Consider the following 23042-nt stretch of genomic DNA (forward strand, 5'->3'; position numbering starts at 1 on the left):
GATAATCAGTATGGGGCCGTTTTGTAGGAGAGGAGCTTGCTCCCGATCAGGATTGTCGAGGGTTAGTCGAATCGGGAGCAAGCTCCTCTCCTACATTTAAAAGACCGAATCGAAGAAGTTTTCAAAGTATAGAGCTAGAGTCCCCGCCCGCCTTTGACCAATGCGTTCATAAGAAAGTCGGCCGCTTTCTCGGGATCGTATTTTGGATTCGCTTGGGTGGGAACAGCGGCGCCGACGGATGTTCGCCAGACCTTCAGTTCCTCGTAGAGCTCTGCCGCGACTTTGGGATGGGATTTGATCACATTGTTTGTTTCGCCCAGGTCGGTGGCCAGGTTGTAGAGCTCCAATGCGCCATCCTCAAAATACTCGTGTAGTTTCCAATTGCCCTTCCGGATGATTGAACCAGGTCGAGTACGAAAGAGTGGATCTCGACCATCATCTTTCTTGGTATTGTAGGCCTGCAGGTAGATGGGAAAGTGTAAGATCAGGGAGCGCTCTTCTATGTCCCCAGTTCCCAGGAGGGCTGGCGAGAAGTCGATGCCGTCGAGGGCTGCTGCCGGGCGTTCCTGACCAAGCAGGCTGGCGAGGGTCGGGAACCAATCGACAAAGGTGGTAACGGTGGATGTGTTTAGCCCGGGTTCTATGTGACCTGGCCAGGAAACGGTCATCGGCACCCGGATACCACCCTCATAGTAGGAGCCCTTCCCCGCGCGGAGCGGATCCTGGGGAGCCACGGCCCGAATGCCGCCGTTGTCCGAGGAGAAAATGATGAGAGTGTCATCTCCCAGGTTCTGTTCCTCTAGGTAATCAAGAATGCGTCCGATTTGCGTATCCATGTTTTCAACCATGCCGGCGTAGACCGGGCTATCTACGTTTCCTCGTGGGCCTTTCTGTTTGTATTTCTCTATCAGCTCGGGCTTGGCCTGTAAAGGCGTGTGAACGGCGTAATACGGTAAGTAGAGAAAGAAGGGTTTCCCCTCATCTCGCTCCTTGAGCCAAGTCAGTGCTTCGGTGGTGATTCGGTCGGTCAGGTATTCGCCATCGGGGCCACTTTCCAGAAAGGGGTTGTCCCAGGGAGCGAAATAACCCCCACGTGGGCTGCCGGTGTTCCAGCCACCGATATTGCGGTCGAATCCTTGGGAGCGTGAATCGTCTCCCAAGTGCCACTTGCCTGCCTGGCAGGTTTGGTAGCCCAGGTCGCGGAGAAACTCAGCGATCGTTTGATCTTCGTCGTCCAGGCCATCGATGTTTTTTACCGGGATGATCTTCCTTGTAACGGCATTTCCCCGATCGGAGGGACTGACTGTGTAGATACCGTGACGTGGAGACTGTTGTCCCGTCATGAGGCAGGCTCGAGAAGGTGCGCAGTTGGCGGCTCCAGCATAGGCTTGTTTAAAAACCATGCTATCTTCGGCCAGTTGATCGAGGTTGGGCGTTTCAAAGTAGGCTGAGCCCATAAAACCGGTATCCATCCAGCCCAGGTCGTCGGCCAAAATGAAAAGTATATTGGGGCGTTCTTCAGCAGTTGTGCTTGAGCTTAGGCAAGCCGCGAGGGTCAAAAGGGCAATGAGTCGGTTCATAGGGTGATGATGAGGCGAGATTTGAATCCTTGGGAAGCAAGGGGATTACAGAACCAGAATATCAAAATACATTCAAGTCTGCTGGTCTGTGATTCGAAGGATAACTTTCAAGAAAAAATGAAGTTACAGGAATAGATGGTTTCTCCACAATATCTAAGCTTTAAGCATGCTCTCCAATTGACTTCGGAGATTTCGGATAACACTCTCTCTCAAGCTGATATGCGCCGCAACCTTCGTACACCTCTTTCACTCGTCGTATTAATCATTGCTGGATTTTGCATCTTCTGGATCAGCAAGCAGTCAGAGACTGAAAAACCGTTGGAGACCGTTCCGATCGTCAGTCATGATCACGGTCATGCGATTCCTGAGTTGGAACCCGTAGAGGTGGACCCAATATTGATGGACGGCTTCCAGTCGTGGATGACCGCTTTCCGTGCCGGTGAGAGAGGAGAGACCTTTATCAGTCAAGGTCTGGCCCTAGCCGAGCAACGGAGATCGACCATGCTTGAATTGCTTCAGCGTGATGCGAGCTTGGCTTTGACGTATGCCATCAGCTATGCGGATTACGCATCGTTGCCGGATGCGATGCAGGCGATCGTTGAAGAGCCTTTTTCCTCCACAGGAGATTTGGAAGTGATCGCCCTTTGTGACCATGATTACCACACGCCTGAATATCGTGTGAATGTTTACCTGGAAGATCAGCAGCGTCTTCGCACGGCTCCCAACTCACCTATGCGATCTGGGCTTTCAAAATTGGACGTTCCCTTACAAGGCATCGAATTAGGTGGCTGGACGGCCCTAAAGCCGCAGGTGTTTGATCGCCTTGAAGGTGAAAATGTTGATTGGGCATGGGATTCGTTGCCTTCGGGTAATCCGGATTCATCCGTGGATTTCTTTACTGGCGAGCCTTTGGGGGCTAATCCTATGACGGTCGTTGCTGGTGGATTTTCTTTCCTGTTTGCGAATGAAGAGAATCTTGATTCCCTCGAGGCCGAGCTTATCAGTTACGACAATATGGCTGGTGAGCATACCGGGAGCTCTGTCATTTTTTCAGAGGAAGTCCAAGAGGTTCAGGCCAAGGGCTTCCCGATTGAAGTGGTGCGGAATATTCAGAATCAGCTCGCAGAAGACGACACCACTGGAGACAAGACCTCGCTGTTTATTCAAATCGTGTTCACTGATAAAACCGAGGCTCCTATCTCCAAGGCCGACTTGGAGGCACAGATCAATGGTGCGGTATCAGGGCACTTGGCAGATTTCTCTTATAATCAGACCTCTATGACGGCCACGGTCACTGAAAAGGTGTATGATACTGTTGGGCCAAGCGGAGACTATGATGGTACTCCAAAAGATGAAGGTGACCTTTGGCAGGAAGCTGTTGATGCCTATAAAGAGGATAACGGAGGTACAGATCCTTTTAATACCTATGACATAGTAGGCATCATTTTCCCTAAGATTGATTCAGTGGGTTGGGCTGGATTGGGCACTGTGGGTGGTGCCAATTCCAAGCATTGGTTAAACGGTGTAGCCAGCACAGAAACCATCGTGCACGAGTATGGGCACAACTATGGGCTAGGCCATTCTAACTATTGGGCTTTCAACGACCCCGATCCGACTTCTACAAATCCCGTGGATCCAGACGGTTCGAATGAAGAATACGGAGACCTCTGGGACGTCATGGGTGACGGAGATGCTAATCGTGGTCACTTTCACATGGCTGCCAAACGTTACCTTGGCTGGTTGGGAGAAAATCAAATCGGGACGCTCACCGAGCCCAGCGACAGCAGGACGTATCGTATCAACCGGTTTGACCATAAGGATGCCACTGGCCTTCAGGGGCTGGAAATCAAGAAATCCAACGATGAGAACTATTGGGTGGGATTTCGCCGGGCTTTTGAGTCAAATGCCAATTACTACCAAGGAGCCTATATTCTTTGGGAGCGACCACCCAATGGTACGGATCGCAACCAGGGGTGGATTATTGACACAACTCCTGAGTCGGATGCTGAACGTCAGGACTCTGGTATTGCTTTAGGAAGAACCTATTCCGATCCCGTGGCTCAAGTGCACATCACTCCGATTACCGTTGGAGGAAGTTCGCCCAATGAGTATCTGGATGTCGTAGTAAATGTGGGTGATTTTAGTGGTAACAATGCCCCCACTGTCAGTTTGAATGCCCCATCCACTGGGGATGCGCGAACCCCCATTGCGATTTCTGCTACTGGCAATGATGGAGATGGAGATACCCTGGCCTATTCCTGGGACCTTGGGAATGGGGAGGTCTACACGAGTGAAGATGCTATAACTGCCTATTACACCGTGGGTGGAACTTATACTTTGTCTGTTACCGTGACTGACATGAAAGGTGGAACCATGACGCAATCGGCTCAGATTGTGATTGATGACCCAGTCAATACATGGACCACGCGGACTAGTGGCACCTCAGAAAATTTAGATGCTTTGGCCACCAATGATACGCATGTGGTGGCTGTAGGCCAAAGTACCATTCTTCGTTCTACTGATGGACAAACCTGGAGTGATGTAACCCCGGGTAGTGCAAACAACGTCGCCTTCAACGATGTGGTTTGGGCCGGTGATGAGTTTATTGCCGTTGGGCGGGATGCTGAATTCCAAAGCAATTCATTTTTCGGATGGAAGCCGGTAGTCTATACTTCGCCTGATGGCAGCAGCTGGACTCTAGAATTTGAGCTTCCTGCTTCGGCTGGTAGTTCTGTTTTCGCATTCAATCAATTGGCCAGCAATGAAGATGGAAGTATGGTCATCGCGCTTGGAGATCAGAGTATCGTCTACAAGCGAATCGATGGTAATTGGACCGAGGTAGATTCATTGGGTCTCAGTGCGTCTACTTCATTGGGGGTCGGGTATGGTGCGGACGTCTTTATTCTGGGAGGGTTTGATTTTACGAATCAGCCTACGGGCTTGTATCTTTTCCGTACTTCCGATGGCACTAATTGGGAGGACCTTGAGGACAACAGCGATCTCAACCCCAACTCGGGTTTGGACAGCATCGCGTTCCTAAACGACATCTTCATCGGAAGCGGATTTAATTCCCGTGTGGTATTCTCTGAAAACAGGGGAATCAGTTGGCAGACACTAGAGCAAGGTAACCGCCATCGTATGAGTTCTTTCGCGTTTGGAGGTGGAGTTTTCTACTCCATTGGTGAAGATGAAACCAACGGGGGTGTCCTGGTCAATCTGGTCTCTAACGATGGTAAAATCTGGAAAGTTGTAGGCTCCGATGTGGATGAAGACGGTAACGACATTACTTACTTCAATAGCTCCTTTATCATCGTAAGCGATGGTGGGGTCATTCGTCAGTCTGGCTTAGTTGAGGCTGCTGAAGAAGTTTCCGCATTTGATTCTTGGATAGCAGGATTCACCGTGGGCGACGAGGGTGGAGCAAGTGATAATCCGGATGGTGACTGGGCACTGAATTTGTTGGAGCGTGCGGTGGGTAGTGCTCCTGATGATGGAGATTCAGCTCCGGCTGCTCCGGTTATGTCTATTGATGGAAGTGGGAAAATCGTCTTCAAAATCAGTCGGCTCTCGAAATCTGGTGATGTTGCACTTTCCATTGAGAAATCTAGCAATTTAAAAGATTGGACGTTTCTAGCGACGACGATCACTAGCGATACGGATACTATGCTGGAACTGACTTCGGAGGAAGCCCTTGCATTTGTCCCCTGTTTTCTCCGGGTAAAGGCGGTGGAATAGGACTCCCAAAATATTCACTGAATGCTCCTGCTCAGCTAGCTTGGGAAATATCAGCACTTCTTATTCTCTTAAGAGCGAGGTCTTCTAATCCTGTGTGCCTATTGCCATCTTTTAAAAAGCGCATCCTTTGAGCTTTGACATAACCATAACTATGAAAGCTCTAAGTTCCTCCCTGTCTTCTATACCTTGTTTTAGCGCGCTGCACCTGGCCGATATTTCATTCTTGGAATCTATCGTTTCTACTGAATTTGTAGAAGCAGGTCAGAATGTGTTCCTGAGGGGAGGGAATGCAGACAGGTCTTATGTTATTCTAGAGGGTACGGTTTCTTTGCAATTACCGAATAAGGAAAGTGGGCCTCTCCCTTTGATGAATTTGAATTCAGGCGAGCTCATTGGGTGGTCATGGTTTATCCCGCCTCACCAATGGAATTTTGACGCCTTGGCGTTGAACCATTGTGAATTACTCGCCTTCGACGCTACAAGCGTTCGGCGGCGAATGGATTGGGACAACGGATTTGGTTACCGTGTAATGAAGTCACTGGCACTCACTATGCATTATCGCATGACAGCCACCCGGTTACAATTACTTCGCCATCATGACGACTAGAGCACTTTAGATTTATCCCAAATCTATAAGTTCTAGCCTACTGTTCGATTGTAAAGGTACCGGTTGTTGTGCTTTGCGAAGTGACAAAGAATACTTCCACAGTTCCGGATGTCGGAGTTTCGTAGAATAGAAAGATCTGTTGGTCTAATAGGTTGTCAATGGCCACATCAAATAAATCATACTCTGCAGTCTCATGCCACTGGTACTCTACGATACTTCCGCTAGAAGTTGTTTGATCTGGGCGAACTCGAAGGACCGATCCGGAATTGTCACCCGTGATGGTAAACTCTTCTCTGTCGATCGTGGCATTGAAGTTGTTGGTATCAATATCAAGTAGCAGTTTGATGCCTTCCTTGTTAACCGAAACCCGTTCAGGATCAGCAGGACCTGTGGTGAATGGCCCTGTTTGCACCGTCCCATTATCAACAAACAAGGTTTCCATTTCTCCTCCATTTTCGGAAGAGTAATTGAGCTGGACTTGCATGGTTGGAAGGCCTTCGAGTGTGAATGTTGCAATCTCTCTTCCGTCTGATCGTTCGTCCCAAATGTAATCCAAGACGCGGCCGATTGGTTCAGTCTCGCTGCTATTTCTAGAATATTGGTAATCGCCATCGTTCGCGCTTCTGAGATTCAGCGTTAAGGTTCCCAGACCTTCACGTCCGATTTCGAGTTCCAACTTCTGATCTGTTTTGTCCAGTCGAACAGGGCGATCATTACCACCGTCTTCGGTGTATACGAAGGTTGCATCAGCTACCTGACCGAATTGAGGGTAATTAACTTTGGCCGTGCCTTCGGTGGCCGAGGTATATGTCAGATACACCTGCATTTCTGGAATGGTGTCATAGAGAAGATCCACCCGAGTTTGTCCGCCTGATTCAAACCAAGCGTATTCAAGAACATCTCCAAACTGATTGACCTCGCTGTCAGTGCGTGTCGATTCGTAGCCACCTTCGAAGTTGTCGTAGAAATCAATGTTGAGCTCGGACTGAATGATATCGGTTTCCGTGCTGTTGACGTCGATAGTCAAGATCAGCTTGTCGCCTTCTCTTTCCATTGCATTGGGCCTGCCTTCGCCAACGCCGGTTGTGAAGGTAGCAGGGAAAAAGTCGTTAAACGAGGCACGAAAATAGGTTTCTCCAGTTCCGGCGGTTTCCGAAGTAAAATTTAATTTCACCAACAGTTCGTTCCCGATGTCGAAGGCCAAGAGTACATAGGTGTCTCCGTCCTTTTCAAACCATTCGTAGAGCAAGATTCCAGTTTGGACAAATTCGGAGTTTGATCGGGAAATACTGTAGCCGCCTTCGAAGGAATCTTCCAATGACTCTTGGCTAAAATTGTCCCACAGATTCATGGTGTAAGTAGTAAGGATGGGGTCTCCTTCTTCGGGTGTTTCCGTGATTACTAATTCGAAAAGAGTAAGGTCTTTATTTTGGCGTTCGGGTCTGTCATCAGCATCTCCAAGGGTAAAAGTGCCAGTGACCGTTGTCCCTTCAGGTCTCGGAGAGGTGTAGTATGTGTACACTGTGCCTGATGTTGGCGTGTCGTATTGCAGATAAGACTGCATCGTCGTGAAAAAATCAAAATCCAGGATGATTTGGTCACGGTGGGCGACAGGGATTATACTGTATTGCTGAATGTTACCCAAAGGTAGCAGGGTTTCAGAATCTGAGCGCTTCATTTGCCAGCCGGCTGAGCTTCTGTCGTAAAAGTCGACCGTGATCGTTTCTGGAGTAAACGGCACTTGATCGGGATCCAAATCTGCAATCGGGTCAAAGTTGAGCGTCAATTGCCTGCCTGTCCAGTCTGGCAATTCGGGGAGCTCAACTTCGAGTAGCTGGTAAAAGCTGCGCCTTCCTGGACCTGTTAGGATATCGCCCAATAGAAAACGAAATTCTCGATTGTCGTCAATGGAACCGGGTTCGACACCTTCCTCTAGGATCCTATCCTCAGAGAGTCCTCCACGTTGGTAGTTGGTGATCGACCATTCGTCCAAGTCATTGGTTTCTCTCAATTGGTATTCGTTTTTATTGTAACGATTAAAGCGTCCTAAGAGGGTAAGGATAGCTGGTGTAGATGGGTCGTTGTCTGAATCCGTCAATTCATACCTCACATCAAACTCTGCGTTTTTGAAGACGGGCGAAACCCAATAGAGTGATGGATCCCAGTCGTTTGCTCCAGCACCCACCTTTAATATGTCGATGGAGTCGATAATGGCGTCATTTACCGGGCTTGTTCCACTGATGGGGCTACGATTGATCTTCTGAACAATATCCTGACCTTCTCGAATGAAACCAAAAACGGAGTGTTTACCATTGAGGTTGTCCAGTTGGCCTTGCGTTTCTGGAAATTGAGCAGCCGTAATAAAAAACTGACTCCCGCCAGAATTTAAGCGTTGAGCTCCCGAGGACGAATTGGCCATGGAAATGATTCCTCCGCCGGTATGATTGAGGGTCGGGTCTATCTCATTGGGGATCGCGAAGCCTGGGCCATCGTTGCCGGTGCCGTTGCGGGAGCCGGTTTGGATGATGAAATTGGGCACCACCCGGTGGAATGTCAGGCCGTCATAGAAAGGTTCGGCTAGATCACCCGGTCCGCCACGGACCTCATAACTTTCAAAATCAAACCAAGGAAGTTCGCCGGTTGCCAGCCCGACAAAATTGGCAACTGTGACGGGAGACTGCCAAAACGTAAGTTGTACGGCAATTTCTCCGCTCGCTTGCTCAGTGGTATCTGGGTCATAATACGTAACATTCAGAACCGCATACATGCCATCACTGTCTGGCTCGTAGGCCGATGCAGGTAAGACGCAGCTTATTAGTAGAAAGACATAGGGAATGAAACGCTTCATATAAATGAGTAAACGTGGTTGCTAGCACAGTTGATACCGGTGATCAAGTCGGTATGTCATTGCGCTGGAAACGCTCGACTTTATCTTAGAATTGACTGAAATTTGGCTCTGAATTTGACGGTTTGGTTGCCTCGAAAAGTGGACACAGCGATTGGCTCTTTGTTTCGGCTTTCCTTAATTAATGAGAGTCACCGAAATTGAGCTGATTGTGTGGATGCTAATGATTTATCGAAAATAGGGTCCAGTACTGGAAAAAGCGTCACACTGAATAGTGTTCCTTGCTCTCAATCAACTACGAATTTCAGGCATTGATGGATGCATTGTTGCGCCCGGGTTTCTAGGGGAAAATGCACTGAAAAACGTGAGTTTATAGGGATTCGAGATCGATTCCATGGCTTCTCACTTTGTACAGTTGAGATTTGACGGCCAGAAAACAGGAACCTAGTAAGGGTGTTTGTTGTTGAAAAGGCTAGGTGTGTAACCTGCATTGAGCCTACCCAAGAACCTACTTTTCCTTTATGTCCTTTATTCCACGTCAGACCTTTTTAAGGAGTACCATGGCCATGCTATTAGCCGGACCTGCTATCTTGCGCGGAGCTTCTGACTATACCTATGTAGTACGTAAAGGGGATACCTTGAGCCAAATAGCTCGGAAGAATAGTGTTACCCTCAAGCAGTTGAAGAGTTATAATGGACTAACTAAGGACCTGATCATGGTGGGTCAGAAGTTAAAGATACCCACCAATCAGCAATATTTGAAAGACGTCCAAGCGCGCACCAACAAGATCAAACTGAACAAATCTAAGTGGAAATACATCATCGCTCACCATAGCGCCACGCCCTATGGAAATGCCACGACCTACGATAAGGTAGATCGACGTCATGGTATGGAGAATGGTCTGGCTTACCACTTTGTGATTGGGAGTGGACGCGATTCAGGGGATGGTGAGATTGAGATCGGAACTCGTTGGACTAAGCAATTACACGGTGGTCACGTGAGTAAGTGGAGCTATAACAATGCCGGAATTGGTATTTGTCTCGTAGGTAACTTCATGAAAACCAAGCCAACGGGACGGCAAATGGCAGCCTTTACGGAATTGGTCGATTACCTGGGCAACGGATTGTTGGGCGGAAAATACAAATTCATGGTTCACAAAGAAGTGAATGCTACGCTGTGTCCCGGGAAGAATTTCCCTACCAGTGCCATGCACAAGCGATTTAACTAATTGATATCAGCTTATTCGTCGTATCGGTAGCCATCCTCGGGCACATAGCCCACGTTTTCTTCCGCATTTTTGATATCTGGCCAGAGATATTGGTTATTCGACATTCCGTAGTAGATATCGAATTTTAGGGTATCTGGCGCTTGGATACAGCACTCAGTCAGCCGGGCGATGTCGTTTTTGGTACATGAGAGAGGAATCAGATGATCCATTTTCTCATCCATGGAGTTCACCGCGCCTATTCGAAGACATATGCAGGACATGTCATAAGTACTACTGTACATACGAGCGAGCGTTTCTCCGAACACCTTACTCGATGCGTATAGATTGACTGGCCATGCAACCTCTGAGGTCTTCAGCCGATCAAAGCTGTCGGGCACTTTATCAAATTCTAATGCTCGGATGCTCTTATAAGGCTCCACATTGAGGGCCCAACCGGTACTCACTTGAATGGTGCTGGCGTAGATCACCCGTTTGACCCCTGCTTTTCTCGCCGCCTCGAACATGTGATAGCCGCCTTCAATGTTATTTTTCAGAACACTTTCCCAAGGAGCCTCCGTGTTAGGATCAGCGGCCATATGGATAACCGTGTCCATGCCTTTAAAGGCGTCTTCCAGTACCGTCATATCGGATAGATCGGCCGCAAAAAATTTGTCTTCAGGAATATCCACAGCTTCTTCCTCTGCGACGCGATCAGATCGTTTTCTTCTGCGAGCCATTCCATAGACGTCATAGAGATCGGGCTTCGACAGAAGAAGCTTATATATAGAGCTACCGACCAAGCCGTAAACTCCTGTGATGAGTATCCTCTTTTTTGCCATGTTCGTCGCATTGTGAGAGGTGTTTTTGCTCTGGCAAGCCCACCTGTTAATGTAATGTTTTTAAACAACCTGTGCCTAGCTTTCGAATTATTACTATAGTTAAGAAAATAAATAGCCCGCATTAACTTTACTAATAACAGGGCACTTCAGGCACCTATTTGAAAAATCTACCGGAAAAATACATTGTAAAATGAATCGTCCATGCCCAAATTTCGGCTTTTCCTTTTATTTAGAGGCGATGTTCCAAAGAATGATTCCTTCCTATTCCTCTTTTCGATCTGCAGCAGCAGCTTGCGCTATATCACTGATTCTTCTGGGGTCATCTGTATCCGCTCAGGATTTGGATAATGGCAAAAAGATGTATCAAATCTGTATGGCCTGCCACGGTGCAGAAGGGCACGGTAACCAAGTATTAAATGCGCCTCAGATTGCCGGCCTTGATGCGGTATATCTGGAAACACAGCTAAAGCACTTCAAGGAAGGCATTCGCGGAGCGCATCCCGATGACCATGCCGGATTGCAGATGCGTCCCATGTCCATGACTTTAAAGGACGAAGAGACCATCAAGGATGTGGCTGCCTACGTCGCTACCTTGGAGCCAAAAATGCCGGAAGCTACCCTTGAGGGTGGTGACGCGAGCAAAGGTCAAGCGGCCTACGCAGTGTGTCTTGCATGCCACGGTCCAGATGCAGGTGGAAACGCTGCTCTGAAATCACCTTCATTGAGGCATCAGAATGACTGGTATATGCTTGCGCAGTTGAAAAAATTTAAATCAGGCGTTCGTGGAGCCAATCCCAAGGACGTCGGAGGTATGCAAATGCGTCCCATGTCTATGACTTTGGTTGATGAACAGGCGATGAAGGACGTTATCGCCCACATTCGCAGCCTCGCTGAAAAATAAACATTTCCTCTTATGAAGAACGACAAAGACGTCTCAGACATCATTGCGAAAAAGACATTCATTGTCCTGACTGCTATCTGCCTGCTCTACGCAGCTGCTGTATTCATTTTCATTCTATAAGGTACTATACCGGCTCTATTCTAATCTCGTTATGATCGAAGCATATCTCGAACGCGCCTCCACCTACGCCGGCGATATTGATAATCTCTTTTCCCTGATATTCTGGATTGTTGTGCTCTGGGGTGGCCTGGCTGAAATTATCCTGTTTTATTTCTGTTTCAAGTTCCGCAAAAAGGACGGAGTTAAGGGACAGTATATTAGCGGAGAGGAAAAACATCAGAAGAAGTGGATCGCGATTCCCCACTACCTGGTTTTGGTGTTCGACGTTTTCCTGATCGCGGGAGCGATATCGGTGTGGTACAATATCAAGCAACGCTTGCCTGAACCCGATCTCACTATCGGTGTGGTTGCCCAGCAGTGGGCGTGGACGTTCATTCATCCCGGAGCCGATGGAGTGCTTCACACCGAAGACGACATCAAAACGATCGATAAGCTTCATTTGATTGAGAACACCACTTACCACTTCGAGCTTGAGTCCAAGGATGTACTTCACTCCTTCTCGGTCCCCGTATTCCGCTTGAAGCAGGACATCATCCCCGGTCGTAAAATCACCGGTTGGTTCAAACCTATCAAGCAAGGTGAGTGGGATATTCAATGCACAGAAATTTGCGGAATCGGACACGGACTTATGCCGGCCCGGGTACACATCACTTCAGCCTACGAGCACCAGCAGTGGATTGCTCAAAATTCGCCAGCCGGTTCTGGTCAAGCCTACGCGTCCGCCTCTAATTAACACTTTGATCGTCTTACCATTCTGATATGTCTCACTCGCACGAAATGAGTTTCTGGGAAAAGTATGTCTTTTCCACGGACCACAAAGTTATCGGACTTCAGTACTTGTTCACGGGGCTGTTTATGGCAGCCATCGGTGGATTCTTTGTTTATGTTTTCCGTATGCAGTTGGCCTTCCCTGGAATTAGTGTTCCCGGGTATGGTGAAGTAACACCTCTGGCCTACAACTCCCTGGTGACCAACCACGGAACCATCATGATTTTCTGGTTCGCCATGCCGGTATTGATCGCGGCTTTTGGTAATATCCTCATTCCGTTGATGATCGGGTGTGATGATATGGTGTTCCCCAGAATCAATCGTCTTTCCTACCAGATTTTCCTGTTGAGTGCGATTATCCTGATCGCCTCTTTCTTCGTGCCTAATGGTGGATTTGGAGGTGCATGGACTTCATACCCTCCGCTGTCTGCAAATCCAGAGTACAATGCTACTCCTTTAGGTGCGCCTATGTGGCTAATAGCGGTGGCGCTTGAGTTTGTCGCCTTCCTGTTGGGGGGTATCAATTTTATCACCACTCTCATGAACGCCCGCGCGCCGGGAATGACGATGTATCGTATCCCGATTGTATTGTGGATGATTGTTATCGCCAGTATTCTGTTCATGTGCTCGGTAGGACCTCTGATCGCTGGAGCGGTCATGCTCCTGTTTGACCAAACTCTTGGGACCAGTTTCTACAATCCTGCCGGTGGGGGAGATCCTCTTCTCTGGCAGCACTTGTTCTGGTTCTTTGGCCACCCTGAAGTGTACGTAGTACTGCTCCCTGCTATGGGAATCGTGGCTGAGATCATGGCCACCATGGCTCGGAAAAAATTATTCGGCTACAAAACTATTCTTTACTCGGTCATTGCCACTGGGATTTTGAGTTTTGTGGTCTGGGCTCACCACCAGTTCATCGCCGGGATTGATCCTCGCATGGCCAATCTTTTCACCGTGACGACCCTATTGATTTCCGTACCCATTGCGGAGCTGTGTTTTGTTTACATTGCTACCTTGTATGGTGGATCGATCACCTTTAACACGCCCATGCTTTGGGCGCTGTCCTTTATGGTCGAATTCCTCATTGGGGGGATAACGGGTATTTTCCTGGGGGCTAGTGGAGTAGACATCTTCTTCCACGACACTTATTTCGTCGTGGCTCACTTCCACTATACCTTTGTTCCTATTGCGATCATCGGATTCTACGCTGGGATTACTTATTGGTTTCCCAAAATATTTGGTAAGATGCTCAGTGATCGTCTCGGCAAAATCCATTTCTGGGGAACGATAATTCCCTTCAACTTCATTTTTATACCGCTCTTTCTTTTGGGAACGGCTGGACAACACCGACGTATTTGGGATTTCTCAAATTACAGCGATCTTGCAACCCCCGAGCTTTTTAACCTCCGGGTCATTGCTACGGTATCGCTGATCTTGATGATTCTTTTCCAATTTGTCTTTGTCTACAATTTTATCAAAAGCCTCCGCAGTAAGGAGAAGGCGCCGAAGAACCCTTGGGATGCCAATACCTTGGAATGGACAGCTGATTCACCTCCTCCCCATGGCAACTGGCCAGAGCTACCTGAAAAGGTATATCGTGGTCCCTACGAATTCAGCCATCCCGATCGGGAGAGTGATTACTGGCCACAGGATGAACCTGGGCCCGATCCTGCGGACCCTGATTATCAACCGAGAAACTCTTAATTCCTCCACCTAGCACTTTTAAATTCATGGAAGTACCAATCGCAACTACTCGTAGCGCAACGGGGATCCCAACCTCACGGCTTGCTGTCTGGTGGGTTCTCGCATCGGAAGTCGTTATTTTCGGCGGCCTTATCATGTGCTATCTCATCTTTCGTCTTCACCATGAAAGTTGGGGCTACGAAGCCGCACATACCCAGCCTTTAGCGGGTGGCTTCAATACCTTCGTACTGCTTACCTCCAGCTTGTTTGTGGTGCTTGCACACCATGCAGCGGAGCACAAAGAAACCGATAAAGCCTTTCGTTACATTTGGTATACCATTGGTGGTGGTCTGGTCTTCATGATGGTCAAGGCCTATGAGTATACGACGGAAATCAGTCATGGCTACACCATGTTCAAGTCTGTTTTCTGGTCATTCTATTATACGGCCACAGGGCTACATGGTTTCCACGTACTATGTGGAATGGTAATCATGGGCATCATCTCATTTGACGTTAAAAAGGGTAAGAATCTACACCGAGTGGAGGCCATTGGTATCTATTGGCACTTTGTCGATGTGGTTTGGATTTTCCTCTTCCCGCTTCTTTATATCGCTAAATAATTTTATCCCACGTTCACATGTCTGAAGCAGTTGAAGATCACAGTCATTCTTCTAGTAAATATATCAAGATTTGGGGGATCCTTCTGGTCCTTTTGGTTATCAGTTTTGTCGGTCCTGAATTGGGCATCAAATGGCTGACGCTCATAACGGCGTTTGGTATTGCTATCGTAAAAGCTTTTATGGTCTGTGCCTATTTTATGCACATGAACATTGAGAAGAACTATATCTGGTATCTTATCTCAGCTACTTTGCTTCTCTTGCTGGTATTCTTTGCCGGAGTGGCTCCTGATGTCATGAAACCGTCTGGTCAAAATTGGGAGCAACTCTATCACGAGCCTACTTACGAGGAGTCTCAAGTACACCATGGAGATCATGGAGACGACCACGGAGATGACCACTCCGATGGCGGTCATTGATTCTTGAAACTGTGACTACGGTGGCTGCCAGCTCGTCAGATCCGATCGAACCTCGGGTTCGTCGGAAACTCGTACCCAGTAGCGTTCTGGGTATGATCATGTTCGTCATGAGCGAGATGATGTTCTTCGGAGCATTGATCAGTGCCTTTCTCATCGTGAAGTCGGGCAACATCATGTGGCCACCTCCAGGGCAGCCTCGGCTACCTATTGGCCTCACAGCGGTAAACACGCTGTTCCTCGTTGGCAGTGGTGTATTAGTTTATCTATCAAACAAGTCACTTTCCCGTGGCGACAAACTCGGTGCCAAAAAGCTTCTGGGTTATGCCATTCTATGTGCTCTCATTTTTCTTGGGATTCAAGGCTATGAGTGGGTGAACATGTTGCAGCATGGGTTGACCATGACGTCTAGCACCTACGGCAGCTTCTTCTTTATGATCATTGGCTGTCATGGATTGCACGTTTTGGGAGCGCTCCTGTTTCTCATATCCGTTTACCGTAAGTTTTCTAAAGAAGCCTTTAAACCTGAAAGTTATTGGGGCGGGCAAGTGTTCTGGTATTTTGTGGTGGGTGTATGGCCGGTTCTATACGTGCTCGTGTATCTGTCATGAAACTTCGGCGTATCAGTGCAGTAGTCTTCTTCACTTTGCTCTTTGGAGTAATTCAGGCACAGGCATGTCCCGTATGTTTTCAATCGGGAGGTGAAGAGCGTTGGGCGTTTTACGCGACTACCGCCTTTCTTACGATGCTTCCGTTACTGGCTGTAGGTACCGCGGTATATCTCCTCTATAAACGCTCCCAGAGTCTGAATACTGAGGAAGTCAGTCAGAGGCTCGCTGCAACCCAATGACTGCTTTCCCGTTGTCATTGAGGGATCCTTGGCCAACTTCTAGTGTATTAACTTTATAATGAAACGCCTGCTTCTCCTCAGTTTGTTTTTGGTACCTATGGTTCAGGGTGACTTTCCCGAAAAGCCCATCAAATTTATTGTTCCCACCAATGCCGGAGGAGGGATTGATGCTCAGGCGCGTATCCTGCAACGGGCGATAGGTGATCATGAGCTCCTTCCTGAAAAAGTAGTCGTGGTGAATATACCTGGTGGCGGAGGCGTCGTTGGAACGGGTAAGGTTAAATCAGCTAAGCCGGATGGGTACACCATCGCTTTGTGGAATGCAGGGCTTGTGACTTCTCGAGTGATGGGGATTTCTAAATTCGATCATACCGATTTCGAGATCATCGGTATGACCGGATATACGGAACTGGGACTGGCCGTGAAAAACGATTCTTCGATCAAGACTTTCTCCGACTTAGTTCAACGTGCAAATGTAAAGCCAGGCACGCTCAAATTCTCAACCGACATTGGAACTCCGGTGCATTTTATTCCGCTCATGTTTGCCGACGAGGCCGACATAGAATTCAGGTTCGTCCAAACAGGCGGAGGATCCAAGCGTCTGGCCTCCATCATGGGAGGACACACCGAAGTGAGCTTATTCTCAACCTTGGCCATGCTAACTTTCGCTGAGGCAGGTTTGAGACCCTTGCTTGTATTTTCAGAAGGCCGAAATGAGCTACTCCCGAATGTCATGACTTCCAAGGAAGGTGGCGTGAATGTTGTACTGACTGAACCACGTTTCTGGATTGCCCCCAAAGGGACTCCCGAAGATCGCATAACGATCCTTCGCGAGGCTTTGACGAAGGCGATGGCCCTTCCCGCTGTCCATGAGGATTTTGCCTCTCAAGGGATTGTTCCTGTGTTCGCAGACGCGGATCAAGTCACCCAGGAACTCGACAGATTACTTGAGAAGATCGGACCGTTGATCAAACGCTAAGCAAAAGTAGCCAGGGTCGTGAGACCGTGGATTCCAGATTGTTCGCACTCAACCGGTCACATTCGCGATCTAAGAAAGTAATCCACGAGTGCCATCCTCTCTTCATCATAGAAGGCTTTGCCACCGTGAGCGCTTCCGTAAATCACTTCAAAATCAACCGGTAGGTCTTTGCTCTTATAGATACCGTGTAACTCATGCGCTTGGTTGATCGGCATTTGTGGATCCTGATCACCGTGGATCAAAAGTAGTGGCGGGTCATTTTCATCCACATGATAAACAGGACTGGCCAGCTTTGCGATTTTGGGCAGGTCGTCGGGATGACCGCCGATCAGTAGTTCCAAGGCGGGTACCCGAACACTGAGTCCGTGCGGAGTAGACTGATTCAAGATGGTTGTGAGATTACTAGCGCCGTAAAAGTCGACTATGGCCGCAATATCCGACGATACATCCAGATGGGTACCTACATCGCCTTCCAGTTCAGTTTGTCCATTGCTGACTCCGACCAAGGCAGCCAAGTGACCTCCTGCAGAAGCCCCAGAAATTACAAACCCATCTTTCTTAAACCCATAGAGTTCAGCGTTCGCACGTAGGTAGCGAATGGCAGCTTTGATGTCGTGCACGTTAGCGGGGAAGGGCGCCACCGGAGTTAGGCGATAGCCAACACTGGCAACGGCATATCCCTTTTCGACCATGGGTAAAATAGAAGGATTCTCTTTCGAGCCTCGTCGCCAGGCTCCCCCGTGAACCCAAACTATCAAAGTGGGTTCTTCAATCTCGGTCGGTAGATACACATCCAGCTTAAGCGAGATATCTCCCACCTTCGCAAATTCGACGTTCAGGAGTTTCTGGATTTCACCATTCAAACCGAGAGTGATCGAAATCAAAATGAAAGGGATGGGTAGAAGCTTTTTCATAGGGATTTATGAGGCTAGGGCGCTTGGAATCTAGATCAACTTCCAATATCAAACTTTATTCGGCGATGGCTCGAATCTCGAAAAACAAGGGTTCATTTTCTGGATGATTTAAGTAGGCTTCGATGAGCTCCAGCCCACCCTCTGTTCCTATCACCTGCGAATTGATTCCTGAATCGTCTCAAGTTTGTAAGTCATTGGAATACCAGACCGTTAACTGAGCTTCTCCTAAGGCTGTCAGATTTCTCCAATATCGTAGGCAGACAGGGTTCCTCTGCCTAAAAATTTCCAACTTGGGAAGTACACTCGAACTATAATCTACCTCGAACAAATACTCCTGTAGATTGTTATAGCCATTTTTGTCGAGGTCGGCTTAAAGCCCTGAAACTTCTGGATCTCCTAATTCCACTTCGATGTAACGCTGGGAGAGCTAGTCGTCTATCGATCGTGGCGATAATACCGTTTGGTGGCAGAGGAACTAGTTCACCGGACTGGATGTTATCTTCATTTTCTGACCGAATGGCCCATCGATTCGACATTTTGGATTTGCTGGTTACCATTTTTGCCCGGTCTGTGGTTTCAAAAGGAGGTGAAAGAGATGTCTATAAAACAATTGAAAAAGTCCTGAATCAAAATCATATAAAGTATGTTTGTCTGAACCATTCTCCCGCATACACAGCACAGGAGATTGCTGCTTCGGCTCATGTATCTGGCAAGGAAATCGCTAAAACTGTCATTCTGAAATTGGACGGCACATTTGCCATGGTTGTCTTGCCAGGATCTCTGATGATCGATTTCGATCTTTTACGGGATGCCTTTTCTGCTACGACGATTGAACTTGCTACGGAGGATGAGTTTGAAGACCTGTTCCCAAATTGCGAAGTGGGTGCGATGCCACCTTTTGGCAATCTGTTTGGTTTGCATGTTTATGTAGCCCCTGAATTGGCTGAGGACGAATACATTGCATTCAATGCGGGTAGTCATGCTGAGCTCATCCAGATGAGGTATGTAGATTTCGAGGATTTAGTTCAACCTCAGGAGTTGCTTTTTGCTATGTGAAGGGCTTGGTAAAGGTCTTTCCCAGTCTGGTCCGGCCAATTGAGCCATACGAGGCCGATACATCTGAATAGGGCGACGAGGGTAATTTGAAATAAATTAAGGGAAAGAACGTGGGATTGAGAATCTTTTTCTCCTTGGGCAATGGTTGGCCGGCTAGATGTCTCCTTGATCTTGAAAAAGACAAGAATCCGCATTCACTGGAGTCTCACGCGAGTTTTGGTTCTCTACTGTTTATGGCTTGGAAGCTTGGTCTTGTGGATTGGCTGCGAGACAACTTCTCAGTTAGCCAAAGACGATGTAGACGCCAGCCTTCTAAAAAAGACCAACCCAGCGATGTTACTCGATGGGGACGCAGTTGAAATGCGAGGCATGGTTACGGTTGAACGGGTAGATGAGTTGGAATTGCGCGAAGCGTTTTCGTTTTTTGGTAATAAACGAAATGAGCCTATTCACGTACCAGTCGGTTCCAGGAATATCCTGCTGGAAAGCTCATTCAATCGGGATGGAAAGATTTATGTCTATCAGGCCCAGTTGAACTTCGATGTAGAGCAGGGAAGTAATTATTTCCCGGTCGCAGGGTTCGAAGTAAACTCGGGGAAAGCATGGATGTGGATTAAAGATCACGATCGTAAGGTTCGTGTCTCTAACCGTTCTGAAGCGACCTTTGTAAAATCATTTGCTCCGGAGGAAGAGAGCTTCCTGGATATTTGGAGCTACGAATCGATTATCGATCAGGATGTGATGGCAGAACGACGCGCAGCTTGTGATCTAAGTCAGCTACCCGGGTACGAGGAAGATCTATCTCTTGTCAGAGGAGATGAGAAGTATGGTGATCGGGATACCGATTAGGGATTGCCCTAAATAAATTCGAGTCCCTACAGTTTACACCCCTATGGCCCTTTTAGGATGTATTGCAGATGATTTTACCGGAGCCACTGATTTAGCGAATACTTTGGTTTCCGAAGGGATGCGTGTGCTTCAGGTTTTCGGTGTTCCCGATGCCGATATTGAACTGCCCAGAGCGGATGCCATCATTGTGGCTCTCAAGTCGAGGTCTATTCCTGCAGAGGACGCGGTGGCGCAATCCTTGGAGAGTTTGGAATGGCTGAAGACGCACGGAGCCCAGCATTTTTTTTTCAAATACTGCTCGACCTTCGATTCGACTCCTGCGGGAAACATCGGCCAGGTAAGTTCGGCTTTGATGGAGGCGTTGGACACTCGCACAACGATTGCTTGCCCGGCTTTCCCGGGAGCTGGTCGGACCGTTTATCAAGGGCATTTGTTTGTGTATGATAAAATCTTGTCCGAGTCGGGAATGGAGAATCATCCGTTGAATCCCATGACCGATGCAAATCTGGTCCGGTGGCTGAAACGGCAAACCGAAAACGCGGTTGATCTCATTCCCTTGGCTACGGTCCGAAAGGGAATGGATGCTATACGAGCCAAGCTAGAGAAGGATGATTCCAACGCCAAAATCTTTGTCGTAGATGCCATTAAAAACAAAGACTTGCGCGCAATCGGTACCGCAATTGTCAGGTATCCGTTGGCCACCGGAGGCTCTGGGATAGCCCTTGGATTACCCAATGCTTACCGAGCTGCCGGATTATTGCCGGTCGAACAATCGAAAGCATCCTTTCCTAAAGTCGATGGCAAACAAGCCATCCTGGCTGGTAGTTGTTCTTCCATGACGCTCAAGCAAGTTGAGTATATGAAGGAGCGATGCCCGAGTTGCCAACTGTTGCTTGAGGATGTCCTAAAACGATCTGGATTAGTCGCGGAAGTTTTGGAGTGGGCGGCACCCCTATTAGAAAAAGGACCGGTCCTCATCTACAGTTCAGCTGATCCGGACTCAGTGAAGGAGGCACAAGAGCAGGGAGGCGCCCTGGATGTCGGACACAAATTCGAAGATGCTTTGGCGCGAATTGCCAAAGGCTTGGTCGCCGCAGGAGTGCGTCAGCTGGTGGTTGCGGGTGGCGAATCTGCTGGCGCGGTTGTGAATGCTCTGGGAGTAGTTGCTATTCGTATCGGTGCGCAAATTGATCCAGGTGTCCCCTGGGTGGAGGCGGTAGGTGAAGAACCTCTGGCTCTGGCTTTGAAATCAGGTAACTTTGGCGGTGAAGACTTTTTTGAAAAATCCTTTCGCTTATTAAACGAAGCATCTCATGAGTGAAACTAAGATACGTGACGGCATGGCTGAGCTGGCCCGTTCGTTACATCAACGCGGCTATGGAGTCGGTAGTTCAGGTAAAATTTCCTGCAAACTAGACGACGGAATTCTGGTTACGCCAACCAACTCCTGCATGGGTTTTCTCGATCCTGAGCAAATCTCCAAAGTCGATTTTCAGGGAAATTATGTTTCTGGAGGAAAACCTTCGAAGGAAGCCTTTCTCCACCTGGAGATGTATCAGAGTCGACCCCAGGATACGTCTGTCGTGCACTTGCACTCCACTTATTCGGTCGCAGCATCTTGTTTAAAGAATACCGACCCAGACAACCTGCTTCCACCCATTACGGCCTACTATGTAATGAAGGTGGGGCAGTTAAAACTGATTCCTTACTATGCCCCAGGAGATCAGACACTTGCTCAGGCAGTAGGTGTTGCGGCCAAAGAAACATCCTCCGTTCTTTTGGCCAACCATGGTCCCGTAATTGCGGGTAAGACCTTGGAAAGCGCTGTTTACGCAGCCGAAGAATTGGAGGAGACTGCCAAGCTTTACTTTATTCTAGAAGGACGGGAAACCAGCTACCTCAATGCGGCACAGATTGCAGATCTGAACACCAGTTTCCCTTCATGAATCCTTTTAAAACGAATCGTATTGGAAAAACCGAGCTGGAAATTCCCAATTTGGGATTTGGAGGAGGTACGCTTGGGGATCCGGATGTTGTGGTTACTGAGCAGCAGTCATTCGATACGCTTGCTGAGGCCTATGATAAGGGTATCCGCTTTTACGATACAGCCCCGTGGTACGGTATTGGGAAGAGTGAGCATCGCTTGGGATCAAGTCTAAGAGAACAGTCTCGAGCCGACTTCGTTTTAAATACAAAAGTCGGTCGGTATCTTACGCGTCCTGATGATGTGGATACGTTTGGTCAGGGTCGATGGGCAGGTGGTCTTTCTTTTGAAGTAAATTTTGACTATACAGCTGCGGGACTTGAGCGGTCTTATCGAGAGAGTTTACTCAGGCTTAGTTTGAATCGAGTCGATTCTCTGATCATTCACGATTTGGATTATAAATTTCACGGCTCCATGGAAGGCGTGGATGCGCGCTTTAAGGAACTGATTGATGGCGGCGGTTATGATTACCTTAAGTCCTTAAAGGAAAGTGGAGAGATCAAAGCCATTGGAGTCGGTATCAACTTTTCAGATCTTATGCCCCGGTTCCTCGAATATTGTGACATTGATTTCTTTCTCGTTGCCATGCCTTACACTTTGCTCGACCAGCCAGTGCTTGAAACGTCTTTTCCGCTTTGTGAAAAGCATGGGGTTTCTGTGATCAGCGGCGCGGTTTTTGCTTCCGGGATTTTAGCGACCGGAGTGAAAAACAATCCACTGTATGGTTACCAGCCGGCGGAAGATGAGATCGTGTCCCGCGTGCGAGCCATGGAACGAGTCTGTGATCGCTACGATGTCCCACTGGGTGCAGCGGCTCTTCAATTTCCGCACGGTCATCCCCTGGTTACCAGTGTTATCCCTGGCATGAACTCTCCCGATATCGTTCGAACAAATTTGGAGTGGTTCCAACTCAACATCCCCAATGAACTCTGGGCTGAACTCAAGGAAGAGGGGCTTCTTGGAGTTGATGTGCCAACTCCGGTTAAGGATTAAAAGCTAGGGCGCTATCGCCGAGAGCGCCGATTCATTTGCTCTGGGATCCACGGTCTCACGACCGTGGCTACATTTGATGTGATGCATTCATCCCCTGTTAT

At 48.3% G+C, this 23042-nt stretch carries 20 protein-coding genes; 16 read left to right on the forward strand and 4 right to left on the reverse strand.

The window, feature by feature from the left end; all coding sequences use genetic code 11:
- Positions 1-134: 134 nt before the first annotated feature.
- Positions 135-1580, reverse strand: coding sequence for a sulfatase (locus GA003_00960; protein QXD28585.1), 1446 nt, complete (start codon positions 1578-1580; stop codon positions 135-137).
- Positions 1581-1799: 219 nt separating this feature from the next.
- On the opposite strand from GA003_00960, the gene GA003_00965 reads away from it, so the two are divergent.
- Positions 1800-5315: a PKD domain-containing protein gene (locus GA003_00965; GenBank protein QXD28586.1), complete on the forward strand. Its 3516-nt coding sequence runs from the start codon at positions 1800-1802 to the stop codon at positions 5313-5315.
- A 151-nt stretch (positions 5316-5466) separates the two neighbouring features.
- Positions 5467-5922, forward strand: coding sequence for a cyclic nucleotide-binding domain-containing protein (locus GA003_00970; GenBank protein ID QXD28587.1), 456 nt, complete (start codon positions 5467-5469; stop codon positions 5920-5922).
- Between the two features lie 37 nt (positions 5923-5959).
- Here the strand turns inward: GA003_00970 and GA003_00975 are convergent, their stop codons facing one another.
- Positions 5960-8770: a peptidylprolyl isomerase gene (locus tag GA003_00975; protein QXD28588.1), complete on the reverse strand. Its 2811-nt coding sequence runs from the start codon at positions 8768-8770 to the stop codon at positions 5960-5962.
- A 518-nt stretch (positions 8771-9288) separates the two neighbouring features.
- On the opposite strand from GA003_00975, the gene GA003_00980 reads away from it, so the two are divergent.
- Positions 9289-9996 carry an N-acetylmuramoyl-L-alanine amidase gene (locus GA003_00980; GenBank protein ID QXD28589.1) on the forward strand — a complete coding sequence of 236 codons (708 nt, stop codon included), beginning with the start codon at positions 9289-9291 and terminating at the stop codon, positions 9994-9996.
- An 11-nt stretch (positions 9997-10007) separates the two neighbouring features.
- Here GA003_00980 and GA003_00985 read toward each other — a convergent pair whose 3' ends face one another.
- Positions 10008-10814, reverse strand: coding sequence for an NAD(P)-dependent oxidoreductase (locus GA003_00985; protein QXD28590.1), 807 nt, complete (start codon positions 10812-10814; stop codon positions 10008-10010).
- Between the two features lie 250 nt (positions 10815-11064).
- On the opposite strand from GA003_00985, the gene GA003_00990 reads away from it, so the two are divergent.
- The 8 genes from GA003_00990 to GA003_01025 all read left to right on the forward strand — a co-directional run bounded on the left by GA003_00990 (position 11065) and on the right by GA003_01025 (position 17145).
- Positions 11065-11715: a cytochrome c gene (locus GA003_00990; protein ID QXD28591.1), complete on the forward strand. Its 651-nt coding sequence runs from the start codon at positions 11065-11067 to the stop codon at positions 11713-11715.
- Positions 11716-11866: 151 nt separating this feature from the next.
- Entirely contained in the window at positions 11867-12568 is a 702-nt protein-coding gene (locus GA003_00995) for a cytochrome C oxidase subunit II (GenBank protein ID QXD28592.1), read from the forward strand.
- A 26-nt stretch (positions 12569-12594) separates the two neighbouring features.
- Positions 12595-14304, forward strand: coding sequence for a cbb3-type cytochrome c oxidase subunit I (locus GA003_01000; protein QXD28593.1), 1710 nt, complete (start codon positions 12595-12597; stop codon positions 14302-14304).
- Between the two features lie 26 nt (positions 14305-14330).
- On the forward strand, positions 14331-14903 hold the full coding sequence (locus GA003_01005; GenBank protein QXD28594.1) for a cytochrome c oxidase subunit 3: 573 nt from the start codon (positions 14331-14333) through the stop codon (positions 14901-14903).
- A 17-nt stretch (positions 14904-14920) separates the two neighbouring features.
- Entirely contained in the window at positions 14921-15319 is a 399-nt protein-coding gene (locus GA003_01010) for a cytochrome C oxidase subunit IV family protein (GenBank protein ID QXD28595.1), read from the forward strand.
- Between the two features lie 11 nt (positions 15320-15330).
- A complete protein-coding gene (locus tag GA003_01015) occupies positions 15331-15927 on the forward strand; it encodes a cytochrome c oxidase subunit 3 (GenBank protein ID QXD28596.1) in 597 nt (198 codons plus the stop codon).
- A complete protein-coding gene (locus GA003_01020; protein QXD28597.1) occupies positions 15924-16166 on the forward strand; it encodes a hypothetical protein in 243 nt (80 codons plus the stop codon). The genes GA003_01015 and GA003_01020 overlap by 4 nt, the downstream gene beginning before the upstream one ends.
- Before the next feature lie 58 nt (positions 16167-16224).
- On the forward strand, positions 16225-17145 hold the full coding sequence (locus GA003_01025; protein QXD28598.1) for a tripartite tricarboxylate transporter substrate binding protein: 921 nt from the start codon (positions 16225-16227) through the stop codon (positions 17143-17145).
- A 56-nt stretch (positions 17146-17201) separates the two neighbouring features.
- On the opposite strand, the gene GA003_01030 is transcribed toward GA003_01025, so the two are convergent.
- Positions 17202-18059: an alpha/beta hydrolase gene (locus GA003_01030; GenBank protein QXD28599.1), complete on the reverse strand. Its 858-nt coding sequence runs from the start codon at positions 18057-18059 to the stop codon at positions 17202-17204.
- Between the two features lie 516 nt (positions 18060-18575).
- Between GA003_01030 and GA003_01035 the strand changes: the two genes are divergently transcribed.
- The 5 genes from GA003_01035 to GA003_01055 all read left to right on the forward strand — a co-directional run bounded on the left by GA003_01035 (position 18576) and on the right by GA003_01055 (position 22941).
- On the forward strand, positions 18576-19115 hold the full coding sequence (locus tag GA003_01035) for a YbaK/EbsC family protein (GenBank protein QXD28600.1): 540 nt from the start codon (positions 18576-18578) through the stop codon (positions 19113-19115).
- Positions 19116-19286: 171 nt separating this feature from the next.
- Entirely contained in the window at positions 19287-19964 is a 678-nt protein-coding gene (locus GA003_01040; GenBank protein QXD28601.1) for a hypothetical protein, read from the forward strand.
- A 43-nt stretch (positions 19965-20007) separates the two neighbouring features.
- Positions 20008-21285 carry a four-carbon acid sugar kinase family protein gene (locus tag GA003_01045; protein QXD28602.1) on the forward strand — a complete coding sequence of 426 codons (1278 nt, stop codon included), beginning with the start codon at positions 20008-20010 and terminating at the stop codon, positions 21283-21285.
- Positions 21278-21910 carry an aldolase gene (locus tag GA003_01050; protein QXD28603.1) on the forward strand — a complete coding sequence of 211 codons (633 nt, stop codon included), beginning with the start codon at positions 21278-21280 and terminating at the stop codon, positions 21908-21910. Before GA003_01045 ends, GA003_01050 begins: the two co-directional genes overlap by 8 nt.
- Complete coding sequence (locus GA003_01055) at positions 21907-22941, forward strand: aldo/keto reductase (GenBank protein ID QXD28604.1); 1035 nt, start codon at positions 21907-21909, stop codon at positions 22939-22941. Before GA003_01050 ends, GA003_01055 begins: the two co-directional genes overlap by 4 nt.
- Positions 22942-23042 lie beyond the last annotated feature (101 nt).

It is taken from the genome of Opitutia bacterium ISCC 52, from assembly GCA_014529675.2.
Lineage (GTDB): Bacteria > Verrucomicrobiota > Verrucomicrobiia > Opitutales > UBA2995 > UBA2995.